Consider the following 13097-nt stretch of genomic DNA (forward strand, 5'->3'; position numbering starts at 1 on the left):
ATGATGCGTGCGCATTAGTTCTGGCCTTCGCCGCTGGCGAGCCGTGCCACCATCAGCGAGCCAAGGATGATCGCGCCGTAGATCGCCTGAATCCAGAACGACGGCACCTGGGCAAGCGTCAGCAGGTTCTGCACGACGCCGAGCAGCAGCACGCCGGTGAGCGCGCCGAGCATCGTGCCCTTGCCGCCATCGAGCGAAATGCCGCCGATCACTGCCGCCGCGAACACCGTGAAAATCATGCCGTTGCCCTGGTTTGCGTTGATCGCGCCGACATAACCGGTCACGATCAACCCGCCCACCGAGGCCAGCATGCTGCCGAGCACGAATACGCCCCACGTAATGCGCTCCACGCGAATCCCCGCCGCGCGCGCCGCTTCCGGATTGCCGCCAATCGCGTACAACGCGCGGCCCAATCGGTGATAGCGCAGCACGAACGCAGCAATCGCGAATGCGGCCGCCGCGAGCCACACGGACAACGGCAAGCCGAACACAATGGTGGTGGCGAGCGAGAAGAACGACGGCGGCATATCGAACAGCGTGCCACCTTTGGTCGCGCCGACCAGCATGCCGCGCAACACGATCAGCATCGCCAGCGTGACGATGAATGCGTTCAGCCGCAAACGGACCACAAGGAAGCCGTTGACGAAGCCAATCACCGCACCCACCACGAGGATGCTCAGCAAGCCCGCAGCCGCCGGCCACTGCATGCCGAAGCCCGCGGACGCCGCCGGCATCACCAGCATCGCACCGACAGCCGGCGCGATGCCCACCGTAGATTCCAAAGACAAATCGAACTTGCCGGTCAACACAATCAGCGATTCAGCGAGCACCACAAGCGCCAATGCCGCCGACGCACCCAACACACTGATCAGATTCGCCTTCGTCAGAAAGCTCGGGCTGACAAACGCGCCGATCACGAGCAACAACGCCAGCGCGGGCAGCAACGCCAGGTCGCGCAGCCGCGCAATTTCGATGCGAGCACGTTTGCCACGCGTCGCGGCCACGGCGGCCTGCTGCACCGGGCCTTGCGCGGTGCCGAATGCCGGGCTGGGCACACTATTCTTCATGGAGACTGACTCCTTCAACGGATGCGATCAGGTCGTGGTCCTGCCAACCCGCGGGAAATTCGGCCGCGACACGGCCACGGAACATGACCAGCACGCGGTCACAGGTGCGCAAATCGTCGAGTTCGCTTGACACGACCAGCACGGCTTTACCGTCTTCGCGCACACGATCCACAACTGACAGCAACGCTTCTTTCGATTTCACGTCGACGCCTGCAGTGGGGTCGATCAGCACGAGCACGTTGGGGTCGGTGGCTAGCGCGCGCGCCATCACCACCTTCTGCTGATTGCCGCCCGATAGACCTGACACGACATGCTCGGGGCCTTGCGCGACGATGCCAAGCGCGTCGATCATCTTCTGACCGAAGGCGTTTTTCTTCGCCGGTGGCGCGATGCCGAATTTGCCGAGCACACGCGTAATCGTCATCGAGGCGTTTTCGGCAACCGATTGCGCCAGCACCAGCCCTTCGTGATGGCGATCCTTCGGCACGCAGCCGATGCCGTGCGCCAACGCAGCGTGTACGTCATCGGGTGGCAACGTTGCGCCGTCCACGCTGACCGAGCCGCGTTTAGCCGCGCGCAATCCGGCAATCGCTTCGGCCACGCTCGTGCGACCACTACTCGTTGCGCCAGTCAGCCCCACGACTTCGCCACGCTTCACCGTGAACGACACGCCTTCATAATCGGCGCCAGCCAGATCTTTGACTTCCAGCGCAATAGCTGTGTCCGCAGGCAACGCAGCGCGCGCCGCAGCATCGGCGACGGCAAGGCCGCCGCGTTCGCCGGTCATCGCTTCGATCAGTTGCTCGCGCGGCAATGCGGAAACCGGCGCGCTGACGATATGCCGCGCATCGCGCAGCACCGTCACGGCCTGGCAGATTTCATAGACCTCTTGCAGATGATGCGAGATGAACAGGAACGTCACCCCTTCGCGCTGCAACTCGCTGATGCGGCGGAACAGGCGCTTGATCTCGTCACCATCGAGCTGCGCAGTGGGTTCGTCGAGGATGATGAAACGCGCCCCATACGACAGCGCCCGCGCGATCTCCACGAGTTGCCGCGCTTCCACGGACAGATCTCCAGCGCGCGCGTCTTCACGCACGTCGATCTTCCAGTGATCGAGCAACGCACGCGCGTCGCGACGCATGGCGCGCCAATCGATCACGCCGCCGCGCGACGGTTGCCGGTTGATGAACAGATTCTCCGCGACGCTCAAATCGCGGATGATCGTCGAATGCTGATAAACGCAGGCGACGCGCTCGCGCCACCCATCGCGATCCGCGATCGACGGCGCGGCCGTGCCGCTGAAACGTACCTCGCCGGTATCGGGCTTGCGCAGGCCGGTGAGGATCGACACCAGCGTCGATTTACCCGCACCGTTGCGCCCGACGAGCGCATGCGACTCGCCGGGCATCACGCGGATGCTGACGTCTTTCAGCGCGGCCGTGGAGCCGAAGCGTTTGGTGACCTCAAACGCTTCGACGACCGGCACGGAGGGCGTCGGTTCGCTCATTTAACGGTATTGCCCCACAAGGCCTTGTCGTCGACATTCGCCTTCGTGACGAGCGGTGCGGGCAATTGATCTTCGAGAATGCCCGGCGCCAACTGGATGATGTTGCTGCCGTGATCCGTCGGGCCCGGCTTGAAGGTTTGCCCAGCCAACGCAGCCTTGATATAGAAAAGACCGTATTTTGCGTAGGAATCGGCCGGCTGCGAAATGGTCGCGTCGATATCGCCGCGACGGATTGCGTCGAACTCCTGAGGAATGCCGTCGTTACTGACGATCACGACGTGCTTTGGATCGCCGGCGGGAAACAGCATCTGCTTGCGGCGCAGGGTCTGCAGCGTCGGCGACAGATAGACGCCGCCCGCCTGCATGTAGATGGCCTTCACGTCAGGATTCGCGGTGAGCAGACTGTCGAGCGCGGTGGCCGCGACATCGCCCTTCCAGGCTGCCGGAATTTCCAGCAGTGACAAACCCGGAAAGCCCTTCAAACACGAGCGGAACGCTTCGGACCGGTCGCGCCCGTTCACCGAGGCCAGGTCGCCCATGATCTGCACGACTTTGCCCGATTTCACATGCTCGCCGATGTACTTGCACGCCTTCTCACCATAGGCGTGGTTGTCGGCGCGCACCACCATCGCGACCTTGCCTTGCGTCGGCGCGACGTCGACAGCGACCACCGGCACGTTCTTCGCCGCCGCTGCATCGAGCGCGCGACTGATCGCCGCCGAATCCAGCGGACCGACCACGATGCCCTTCGCACCGAGGTTCAGCAGGTTGTTCATGTCGGTGATCTGCTGGGCCGGATCGCCGTTCGAATTGACCGGCGCAAGGATATCGATGCCCATGTCCTTCGCGTACTTGGGCAGATAGTTGTTGTACGACTGCCAGAACGGCGACGTGAGGAGCGGCAGACCGAGGCCGACCTTGCCGGCATCAGCGGCATGTGCCGCACCACTGACGGCGAGGCCGGCGACGCAAGCTGCTGCGGCAACGGCAAATAGCGAACTCTGGAACAGACGGCGAGCCGCGTGCGGCCCTTTTGCGAACGACATGGTTGTCTCCTGATATGCGTTGTTGAACTGTGTGATCCGGCCATGCTGGATGACGGGCACTTCGTCCTGCGCTTTCTTATCGTGTTCGTGTATTGGCGTGCGGCAATTCACCAATGAACGTATTATTCATATACGAACTTTACGAAGTCAAGGAATGTGCACTGCAGCATGCGTCGGTGTTTCCCCTGGACCGCACCATCTCGCACGAGATTCACCCCGCACTTACACTCATGCGCCAGATAATGAGAACAACACTCGGAACCTCGCCCACGATGGACGCAGACGACAAAGACGACGACCGTTACCGCGCCCCCGCGCTGGACAAGGGCCTCGACATCCTCGAACTGCTCGCCGAGCAGAAGGAAGGGCTGACGCGCGCCGAAATCACCAAGCTGCTGGGACGCAACGCGAGCGAGATGTACCGGATGCTCGAGCGGCTGGTCGCGCGGCAGTACGTCGTGCGCTCAGCGGCGGGCGACCGTTATTCGCTGAGTCTGAAGCTCTATGCGCTCGGGCATCGTCATCCGCCGATGAACCGGTTGATCGCCGAGGCGCTGCCGCTGATGCAGCGCTTTGCCGATACGGCCGAGCAATCCTGTCATCTGGTGGTGTACGACCGCGGCAATTTGCTGGTGATCGCGCAGGTGGATGGACCGGGCACGTGGGGCATGTCGGTGCGGCTCGGTTCACGGGTGGGCCTGATCGATACGGGTTCGGGCCGCGTGATGCTGGCGTTCCAAAGCTTCGAGCAGCGCGAACGGATGCTGGCCGAGCACACCAAGGTGAAGGGCGAAGTCACGATCGATCGTGACGCGTTGGAACAGGCCTGCGAGCGGATTCGTGCGGCGGGTTTTTCGCAGAAGGACAGTCAGCAGACGTTCGGCGTGACCGACGTCACGGTGCCGATCCAGGGACCGTCCGGCCAGGCCATTGCGGTGCTGACCTGCCCGTACTTGCGGCGCATCGACGAATACGTCGCGCCGACGTTGGAGGCGGCGACGGCGTTGCTGCGCGAGACGGTGCAGGCGCTGTCGATGTTTCGGGAAGAGGCCGTCTAGCGCACATGGTTTAGAATGGCGACCCTCTCAAAAATCACGCCGCATGGGTCCCCTCATGCGCGCTCAACGATCAAGCAATGGCGAAACTTCTGACCGATTCCGAATTCCTGCGTTTTTCCGAACTCCAGCAGAAGCAGTCGAGCTTCACGATCACGCCTGAAGAAGCCGACGAACTGCGCGACATCGTCGCTCATGCGCAAAAGCGCCGCGACGACCGCGCTGCGGCGATGCACAGCATCGAGACCTTCATTCAGCAATTCGACATCAGCCCGGACGAGCTGTTTTCGGCCGAGCAGATCGGCGACGCCGCGCGCACGTTCGGCCTGATTCCGGCCGCGAAGAAAGAGCGCGTGCTGCCGCCGCAGTTCACGTTCAACGGCAAGCCGTATCAATGGACAGCGCGTCCGCTGCCGGACGACATCCGCGTGCCGCTGTTCGACGCCTTCAAGGCAGGTGAATCGGTGAAGTCGTTTATCGCGACGCTGAAGGACGCGAACCGTTGCGCGGCGACGATCGCTCGTCTGGAGCGCGAGACTGGCGCTGTCTACGCTGAAGCATTGCTGGAAGAGTTGTCCGTGACCCGCACGCAGGTCGACGAAGCCGCGGCGAAGCTGCCGGCTTGAGGCTCAGGTCTTAGCATCGAGGTCCGCGAATCGCCGCGGACCATCGTCGCAGCGGATGGCCTTGCATTCGGCTGCGGCTCGTACCCACGAGGGCTGAACGTGGCAGCAAGCGCCAATCCACCGTTTACCCCTGCGCGGGTTCGTCCAGTGCCATCCTGAAACCAACCACGCCCGGATCTTCAGTCGGCGTGATGGTGAAGCCACAGGATTTGGCCAGCGCGATCATCGGCGCATTCTCCCGCAACGCCTCGCCGACCAGCCAATGGGTGCCGCGCGCCCGCGCGTACTTGATAATGCGGTCCATCAGCAATTGCCCAAGGCGCCGGCCTTTCTGGTCGGAGCGCACCGCGGCGGCGAACTCTGCTGTCTCGTTGTCCGGATCGGCCACTGCGCGCACGACGCCGAGCGTACGCGTAAAACCGTCTTCGCTCGTCACCGTCGCGATCAACGCCATTTCGCGGTCGTAGTCGATTTGCGTCATGCGCGCGAGCTGCGAGTGATCGAAGCTGCCGACCGCGCCGAAGAAACGCAGCCGTAAATCTTCCGGCGTCATCGCTTCGACGAAATCGTGATGCGCGGCTTCGTCTTCCGGACGGATCGGCCGGATCGTCACCCGTATGCCCTGCCAGTCGAGCGTCTCTTCAAAGCGGCGCGGATAGGGCACGATGGCGAGCCGGCTGCGCTTCGGCGCGAGGCTCAGGGTCGGCTCGACCACCACCACATGGTCCTTGAACACCCGCAGCGTCAGCGTTAGACCGACGATCTCCTTGACGTCGCAGACCGCCTGCGAGAGCGCCGTCAAAGCGGTTAATGCCGGCTCGGGATCGATCAGCCGCGCGTAGCGCGAGTGCGTGACCATGTCGCGCGCCAGCATCGGATTGAACGGCGGCAGGCCGTAGACGCACAGCGGGTCCGACACCCCATCCGCCGACGGCGCAGTGAAGCGGAAGACCGGGCCGAAGTTGTCGTCGTCGTGAAGCTCGACGGCGATGTCAACGACCGGCTTACGCGGCCGCGCGGCGGCCGGTTCCGCGCAATCTGTTGGGGTCGGCGCTTGCGTTGCCTCCAGCGGTGATCCTTTCGCCAGATCACCCCCTTGCGTTTCAACACGCAGTCCAAAACGCTCGAGAAACCTTGCGGCCGCTTCACCGGTTAGTTGGTGCTCACCTGCGGCGAGCGTGGCGCGCGCCTGCGCCTGGGCGGTGTCGATCGCTTCGGGAATTTGAGCCGGCAAATCTTCCGGAGTTTGCATCAGCAACTCGCGGCCCATTCGGTAGTCGACCAGACGCGCGAAGGCGCGCGCAAGCCGCTGGGGCGTCGTATGAACCGGGATACCTTGCGCATGCAGCGCGTCGCGCGTCGCCGCATCCACGCCGCCGAAAAAGCACGCCAGCAGCCCGCGATACGCGAAGCGCTGATTCGCGATCAGTGCCTGCGCGACCTCGCCGACCGGCGCACCATGTGTCGACGCGTGCACGACGAACGCCGTACCCGTGCTGCGATGCTCGGCGAGCAGCTTGAGCGCGGTGCCGAAATGCTCGGGACGGGCATCGTCGCCGAGCCTAAGCGGGTTGCCGGCCACCGCGTGCGGTAGCGCTTCGCTTAGCGCCGCATCCGCTTCGGCGGGCCACGGCGCAAGCGTGTCGCCTGCGGCGGCGAAGGCGTCGAAGGCGAGCGTCGCGAGGCCGCTGTCGCTGGTGATCAGCGTCGCCGTTGCGCCCGCCGCGACGCGGCCCACACCGAGCGTTTCGATTTCGTCGAGCAGATCGTCGAGCGAGTCGACACGCACCATGCCCGCACGACGAAACGCAGCGGTGTACAGCGCGTCGGCCGGATCGGCGCGGCCCGAGCGTAACGCCAGCACCGGCTTGTTGCGCGCCGCCGCGCGAGCCGCCGACATGAACTTGCGCGCCGCGCGCACCGTATCCAGCTCCAGCAGGATCGCGCGCGTGCCGGGATCGCTCGCCAGATAGTCGAGCACGTCGCCGGCATCCACGTCGGCTTCGCCACCCAGCGCCACGGCGTGCGAAAAGCCAAGGCCGCGCGCATGCGCCCACCCGAGCACCGCGTTGGTCAGAGCATTCGACTGCGACACCCAAGCCACGCCACCCGCCTTCACCGTGCACGACGGTGCGCCGAAATGCGCATGCAGCGCCGGCGACACCACGCCGAGACTGCCCGGCCCGACGATGCGCAGCAAATGCGGCCGCGCCGCCGAAAGCGCATGCCGGAGTTGCAGGCGATCGTCATCGCACCGCATCTCGCCGACGATGATCGCCGCGCGCGTGCCCAGGCCGCCGAGTTTATGGATGATGCCGGGCCAGGTATCGGGCGGCGTGCAGATCACCGCCACGCTAGGGGCTTGCGGCAGATCGCCGGCATCGCCGATCACCGCGTGGCCGGCGAGCGTTTGATATTTCGGATTGACCGGCCAGACGGGGCCCTCGAAGCCGCCTTCGAGCACGCGCGCCCACACCATCGCTCCCGTGCTGCCTGGCCGCTCGGAAGCGCCGATCACGGCGACGGATTTGGGTCGGAACAAGGCATCGAGATTGCGAACGGTCACGGGCGCTCCGCGGAGTGGGGAAAGCGCGTCGGCAGCGAGGCGCGCGTCTTCGTCAGGATAGGCGAAGTCGAGGGCTTGCGCGGCGCCGTTGAATAAGGCCGCGTGGTATCCGCCTTTCCGCTTGGGCCGCACCAGCGCAAATTGTCATTTTTTTACTCGTTCAGGAAAATTTGGAGCCGAAATGAGACAATCGGTTGGATGCTGAACGGCACGTTCGCCTTTTGACATTGCAAGCTGATTGACGGCTTGCGGAGTGCGTCGGAAACAACACGCGGCACGAACACTCGCTCCGCGGCAGCCCCAACCCGACATCAAGCCGACCTGCACGGAACAAAGAGACAGAAGGTGATTTATGCGGCGCTTGCCCTCGCTGATCGCGTTGCGCTTCTTCGAAGAAACCGCCCGCCATATGAGCTTCAATCGCGCCGCCACTGCGTTATGCGTAACGCAAGGCGCGGTGAGCCGGCAAATCAAGCTGCTCGAGGAATCGCTCGGCGCAAAGCTGTTCGAACGCGATCACAAAGGCATTCGCTTAACGCAGGCAGGCCTGCAATTCCTGCCCTGCCTCTCCGAAGCGTTCGACACGATCGAGCGTGGCTTCCGTCAGATCAACGCGGCCAAGGGCCGGCGGCGCCTCGTCGTCGCCGTGCCGCCCACCTTTGCGACACAGTGGTTCTCGCCGCGGCTCGGCTCACTCGGGGACGAATTGCCCGATGTCGAACTGTCGGTTCGCACCTCTCCCACGGAAGACTGCCACTGCATCATCCGCTTCGGGCGCGACGCGCTGGCCGGTGCGCATTCCGAATTGCTCATGACCGAGCGCCACGTCCTGGTCGGCGCCCCGCGTCTCCTCAGTGAATCGCTCGACATGCTGCTCGAGCATATGCCCGCGCTACACGTGCTGCATAACGATGCCCGCCTGGACCTGTGGCCGAACTGGCTGGCGAAAGCGGGCCTGCCCGCACGCTATGCGGAAAACGGCATCGAATTTTCTACATTGGAACAGGCGATCCGAGCCGCGCGCAAGGGTGCGGGGCTGGCGGTGGTCGATCGGAACATGATCGTCGAGGAACTGGCGGACGAGAGTTTGACGCGGTTCTCGGAGATCGAAGTGACCGGGCCGTTCGGGTACTGGCTCGACATCCCGCAACAGCATGTGGGGCTTGAGTATGTGCAAGCGTTTGCCGGGTGGATGCGGGAAGAGGTCTTGAAGATGGAGTGAGACGGTGCGCTACGTTGCGCGGCGAGCAGCAAAAGCGCGTAAAAAAGCCGCGTTTTCGACGCGGCTTTTTTATTCGTCTAACGACGCAAGCGCCAAGCGCTCGCGGCAAAACGAAGTTACATCGCCTTCTTGAACGGCGCGCCCGAATGCTCGCGCAATTCGTTAAAGACGATCTTCGGCCACGCCTTCTGCGCGACTTCGATCTCCGACACATGCGACGCCAGATACGTCGGCGCATCCGATGCATCGAGCGCGATCCGAGCCGCATACGAATCGGTGAAACGACGCAACTCAGCCGCATCGTCGCAGGTGACCCAACGCGACATCCGATAACGAGCCGGCGCCATCCGCACGTCGACCTTGTATTCCGTCGACAAGCGGTGCGACACCACTTCGAACTGCAGTTGGCCAACCGCGCCGAGAATGATCAAGCCGCCAACTTCCGGACGGAACACCTGGATCGCGCCTTCCTCGCCGAGCTGCTTAAGCGCTTCGCCGAGTTGCTTGGCGCGCATCGGATCGACCACTTCGACCGTCTGGAAAATTTCCGGCGCGAAGAACGGCAAGCCGACGAACTGCAACAGCTCGCCTTCGGTCAGCGTGTCGCCGAGGCTCAGCGTGCCGTGATTCGGGATACCGATGATGTCGCCCGGATACGCCTCGCTAACCGTCTCACGACGCTGCGACAGGAACGTCACCACGTTATTCGCGCGGAACGTCTTGTTCGTGCGCGTCACCTTCACGGCCATGCCGCGTTCGAAATGCCCCGAACACACGCGAATGAACGCCACGCGGTCGCGGTGCGCCAGATCCATGTTCGCCTGCACCTTGAACACCACGCCGGTGAACTTCGGCTCGTCCGGCATCACCGGACGTTGCACGGTCATGCGCATCGACGGCGGCGGCGCCAGATCGACCAGCGCGTCGAGAATTTCCTTCACGCCGAAGTTATTGATCGCCGAGCCGAACAGCACCGGCGATTGCTGACCCGCAAGGAACTGTTCGCGATCGAAATCAGGCGACGCGCCGGTGATCAGGTCGATTTCTTCCTTCGCCTTGACCCAGCTATGGCCGAAGCGGCGTTCGCCTTCTTCGTCGCTGAGCGCTTGCAGCGTTTCGACCGCACCGCCCGCCTTATCCTGCCCGGCGCGGAACAGGCGCACCTGGTCGTGCTGGATGTCGTAGACGCCCTGGAATTCCTTGCCCATACCGATCGGCCAGGTGAACGGCACAGCCGCCACACCCAGATGTTGCTCGATTTCGTCGAGCAGTTCGAGCGGTTCGCGCACTTCGCGGTCGAGCTTGTTGATGAAGGTAACGATCGGCGTCTTGCGGCTGCGGCAGACTTCGAGCAGCTTCAGCGTTTGCGCTTCGACGCCGTTGGCGCCGTCGATCACCATCACGGCGGCATCGACCGCCGTCAGCACACGGTAGGTATCTTCGGAGAAGTCCTCGTGGCCCGGGGTGTCGAGCAGGTTGATGACGGCGTCGCCGTACTCGAACTGCATGACCGAACTGGCGACGGAAATGCCGCGCTGCTTTTCGATCTCCATCCAGTCCGAGGTCGCGTAGCGATTGCTCTTGCGGCCCTTCACGGTACCGGCGATCTGAATCGCGCCCGAGAACAGCAGCAGCTTTTCAGTGAGCGTGGTTTTGCCCGCGTCCGGGTGGGAAATGACCGCGAACGTGCGGCGGCGTTTGAGTTCGGAGACTGACATCGGGTCTGGCGGTCACGGATAGAGGTTCGGGCGGTGTCCGGAAGCTTGTGGCTTCGGGTCTGCCACGTCTGGCGCGGCGGCGGTGAGCTGCGGGAGTTGGATCGGAGACCCGCGTCACAATGGCAACTCCGCCGCGTCACAACCAACCAGGTTACGAACGAGTGTTTGGAAATACGGGACTTGCCGGCACAGAACAGCGCAGGGAACGAATGATACACGTCATGGGGGCGGACGTATGGAAATGGGGTTTGGGGGACGGATGCGGCGCCTAGGCGGAGGCCCCCCACGAAGCGCTCCCGGAAGACAGCGGGCCGCCTACATCCTTACTGATAGGACATCGTAAACGTCGCATTAGCGGTCGCAAGGCCAGGTGTGACCGCCCCGGTTCGAATAAAGCGGGCAGTAAATGGGATATTCACAGGACCGCCTGCGGCCGGGCTGGCCATCACGGAAAACTGATTGAGGTTGCCCGCCACTGCTGAATCAGGCCCGAACGATACCGGGTTATCGTTGTACAAAAGCTGAAAGCCAACGCCCGTCGCGACGGAGTCGGACGCTAACGTCAAGGTATTGCTCGTGTTGGACGGCGTAGTGGCGTCGGTAAGCGTCATATAGGCTTTAACGCCAGCATTGCAGTTCAGGCCGATATTGACCGATCCCGTGCCGTCCGTCGATCCAATCGAGGTTAACCGGTTGATGTTTGCCGAGGATACCGGCACGGTGACGGACGGAGTGGTCACCGAGCAAGTCAGCGTCGAAAATGCACCGCTTGCGGAGCCTGTAAATACATTACCCCATAACGTACTACCGCCTTGGTTATTGATACGGTTCGTAAGCGACAGAACCGGGATCGTCGTAAGTTGGCCAACAATGCTGTTTGCAAGTTTCACGAATTGGGCCGAGACAGTCAGCGTATAGGTTTGGCCGGGCGACGCCGCTTGCTGGAGTTGATGGCAGGTGACCGTTCTGGTGCCCGTTGCAACGGTAACAGGCAGACTTTTGCATGAAGTACCCGCACCGTTGGAAATCGTATATCGCACACCGACACCAGAAACGTTTGTCGCAAACACATCCGTGTAACCAGGTGCAAGCGTAGCGGGCGACGCCTGAAAATCCAGAAAGATATCGCGGTCTGCGTTGGGATCGCCCTGGCAATTAAAGGTGACCGGCGTTGAATAATTCGGCGTGTTGCCTCCAATGGCCGCATCTCGCCCGAAACCCGACGTGTCGAGCATCGGTGCAAAATTGAGCCCGGACTGCGAGGAGCAACTGACGGTAGCCGCGTGAGCTTCAGGCGCGCCAAAAGTCAACTGCGCAAGCGCCAATAGAAATATGCCAAATACTTTCCACATGATTGTGTGCCTCGAGAGCGCCGGTGACGCGCCAGAAAAGTTGCTCGTCACGCTTAAACACGACGCATTGGTTAGTTCAATATCGGCATTCATGGTCTGATTCATTTCGATTGCTCCACCGGCGCGCTCGCCAACGGCCCATGATCGTCAAGATTCGCTGCGCTTCCACTTACACAGTGTCCTTCCACCGACGCATATGCTGCCCCCGCCTTGCCAGTCGACTTCGGTAAGACGTAGTCGATCCGGCACTGTTCAGACGCCGCCGAGCCCCACTTCACAAACAGCGAGCCCTTGTCGTCGAGACCGCGCGCAAAAATCCTGCTGTCCTGCGCCACGACACCCACGGTACGGCCCGAGCCGTCAACCACATCCAGACCAAACGGCAACGCCTTGTCGCCCAGTTGCGGCGCACGAATCAATGCCGCACGCCCGCTCGTCGTCTTGTACTTCAGCATCACCACCGAACCCAGACGCGGAACAGCCTGCTCGGAGGTCGATTGGAATTCGACGTCGGTCGATGAGCCCTTCGGATCAATGTCGACCGTGTTCATGCTGTAAGGCGTCAGATAGGGCACCACGGCATAGCCGTGGCTATTCACCTTGACGCCGGGCGAACTGATCACAGCCGCGCCTGCTGCACCCGGGGCTTCGACGATGCCGAACGTATCGCCAACGGCCTGCGAGAACGTCACGCCGCCAGGATGCGCGACAACCGTCCCGCTGATACCGGCAGATACCTGGCTTGAACCCGAGCCGCCGCTCGCGGACGCCGACATCTGTGCGTACGGCGCACGATAGTTACCGCTCACCCCCGCATTCCCGGAACTGCTGCCGTTGCCGCTGCCATACGAGCCGTACGCGTTATACGAGTACTGGTTGTTATCGCCCAGCGCGCCACTCACGTTGGCTTGCAGGTTGCTGCTGCCACCCGAGCT

General features: G+C 62.8%; 10 protein-coding genes. 3 read left to right on the top strand and 7 right to left on the bottom strand.

What is annotated here, in order from left to right; genetic code table 11:
* Positions 1-14: 14 nt before the first annotated feature.
* Genes GNZ12_RS01210 through GNZ12_RS01220 form a run of 3 tightly spaced genes read right to left on the bottom strand, consistent with a single transcriptional unit; the run spans position 15 to position 3623 of the window.
* Positions 15-1067 carry an ABC transporter permease gene (locus tag GNZ12_RS01210; RefSeq protein WP_172308634.1) on the bottom strand — a complete coding sequence of 351 codons (1053 nt, stop codon included), beginning with the start codon at positions 1065-1067 and terminating at the stop codon, positions 15-17.
* On the bottom strand, positions 1057-2577 hold the full coding sequence (locus GNZ12_RS01215) for a sugar ABC transporter ATP-binding protein (RefSeq protein ID WP_172308635.1): 1521 nt from the start codon (positions 2575-2577) through the stop codon (positions 1057-1059). The genes GNZ12_RS01210 and GNZ12_RS01215 overlap by 11 nt, the downstream gene beginning before the upstream one ends.
* On the bottom strand, positions 2574-3623 hold the full coding sequence (locus GNZ12_RS01220; protein ID WP_235993515.1) for a sugar ABC transporter substrate-binding protein: 1050 nt from the start codon (positions 3621-3623) through the stop codon (positions 2574-2576). The genes GNZ12_RS01215 and GNZ12_RS01220 overlap by 4 nt, the downstream gene beginning before the upstream one ends.
* A 272-nt stretch (positions 3624-3895) precedes the next feature.
* Here GNZ12_RS01220 and GNZ12_RS01225 point away from each other — a divergent pair, with 272 nt between their 5' ends.
* Together GNZ12_RS01225 and GNZ12_RS01230 are read left to right on the top strand one after the other, a co-directional pair.
* Positions 3896-4681 (top strand): IclR family transcriptional regulator, encoded by a 786-nt coding sequence (locus tag GNZ12_RS01225; RefSeq protein ID WP_172308636.1) that lies wholly within the window; start codon positions 3896-3898, stop codon positions 4679-4681.
* A 77-nt stretch (positions 4682-4758) separates the two neighbouring features.
* Positions 4759-5304, top strand: coding sequence for a hypothetical protein (locus GNZ12_RS01230; protein ID WP_097394884.1), 546 nt, complete (start codon positions 4759-4761; stop codon positions 5302-5304).
* Positions 5305-5428: 124 nt separating this feature from the next.
* On the opposite strand, the gene GNZ12_RS01235 is transcribed toward GNZ12_RS01230, so the two are convergent.
* A complete protein-coding gene (locus tag GNZ12_RS01235) occupies positions 5429-7870 on the bottom strand; it encodes a bifunctional acetate--CoA ligase family protein/GNAT family N-acetyltransferase (protein ID WP_172308637.1) in 2442 nt (813 codons plus the stop codon).
* A 352-nt stretch (positions 7871-8222) separates the two neighbouring features.
* On the opposite strand from GNZ12_RS01235, the gene GNZ12_RS01240 reads away from it, so the two are divergent.
* On the top strand, positions 8223-9092 hold the full coding sequence (locus GNZ12_RS01240; RefSeq protein ID WP_172308638.1) for a LysR substrate-binding domain-containing protein: 870 nt from the start codon (positions 8223-8225) through the stop codon (positions 9090-9092).
* 116 nt (positions 9093-9208) lie between these two features.
* On the opposite strand, the gene GNZ12_RS01245 is transcribed toward GNZ12_RS01240, so the two are convergent.
* The 3 genes from GNZ12_RS01245 to GNZ12_RS01255 form a co-directional block, all read right to left on the bottom strand.
* Positions 9209-10810 (bottom strand): peptide chain release factor 3, encoded by a 1602-nt coding sequence (locus tag GNZ12_RS01245; RefSeq protein WP_074289095.1) that lies wholly within the window; start codon positions 10808-10810, stop codon positions 9209-9211.
* 323 nt (positions 10811-11133) lie between these two features.
* The gene (locus tag GNZ12_RS01250; RefSeq protein WP_172308639.1) at positions 11134-12267 is read right to left on the bottom strand and encodes a fimbrial protein; all 1134 of its coding nucleotides are present in this window, start codon (positions 12265-12267) and stop codon (positions 11134-11136) included.
* Positions 12264-13097, bottom strand: an 834-nt coding sequence (locus GNZ12_RS01255) for a fimbria/pilus outer membrane usher protein (protein ID WP_172308640.1), incomplete at its 5' end; no start/stop codon positions are given. The genes GNZ12_RS01255 and GNZ12_RS01250, both read right to left, overlap by 4 nt.

Source organism: Paraburkholderia solitsugae (genome assembly GCF_013177695.1).
In the GTDB taxonomy this organism is placed as follows: Bacteria; Pseudomonadota; Gammaproteobacteria; order Burkholderiales; family Burkholderiaceae; genus Paraburkholderia; species Paraburkholderia solitsugae.

What these genes read in the sequence shown, in the direction of transcription:
- GNZ12_RS01210 (WP_172308634.1), bottom strand. Translation starts at nt 1,067, where the DNA reads ATGAAGAATAGTGTGCCCAGCCCGGCATTCGGCACCGCGCAAGGCCCG.
- GNZ12_RS01215 (WP_172308635.1), bottom strand. Translation starts at nt 2,577, where the DNA reads ATGAGCGAACCGACGCCCTCCGTGCCGGTCGTCGAAGCGTTTGAGGTC.
- GNZ12_RS01220 (WP_235993515.1), bottom strand. Translation starts at nt 3,623, where the DNA reads ATGTCGTTCGCAAAAGGGCCGCACGCGGCTCGCCGTCTGTTCCAGAGT.
- GNZ12_RS01225 (WP_172308636.1), top strand. Translation starts at nt 3,896, where the DNA reads ATGGACGCAGACGACAAAGACGACGACCGTTACCGCGCCCCCGCGCTG.
- GNZ12_RS01230 (WP_097394884.1), top strand. Translation starts at nt 4,759, where the DNA reads ATGGCGAAACTTCTGACCGATTCCGAATTCCTGCGTTTTTCCGAACTC.
- GNZ12_RS01240 (WP_172308638.1), top strand. Translation starts at nt 8,223, where the DNA reads ATGCGGCGCTTGCCCTCGCTGATCGCGTTGCGCTTCTTCGAAGAAACC.
- GNZ12_RS01245 (WP_074289095.1), bottom strand. Translation starts at nt 10,810, where the DNA reads ATGTCAGTCTCCGAACTCAAACGCCGCCGCACGTTCGCGGTCATTTCC.
- GNZ12_RS01250 (WP_172308639.1), bottom strand. Translation starts at nt 12,267, where the DNA reads ATGAATCAGACCATGAATGCCGATATTGAACTAACCAATGCGTCGTGT.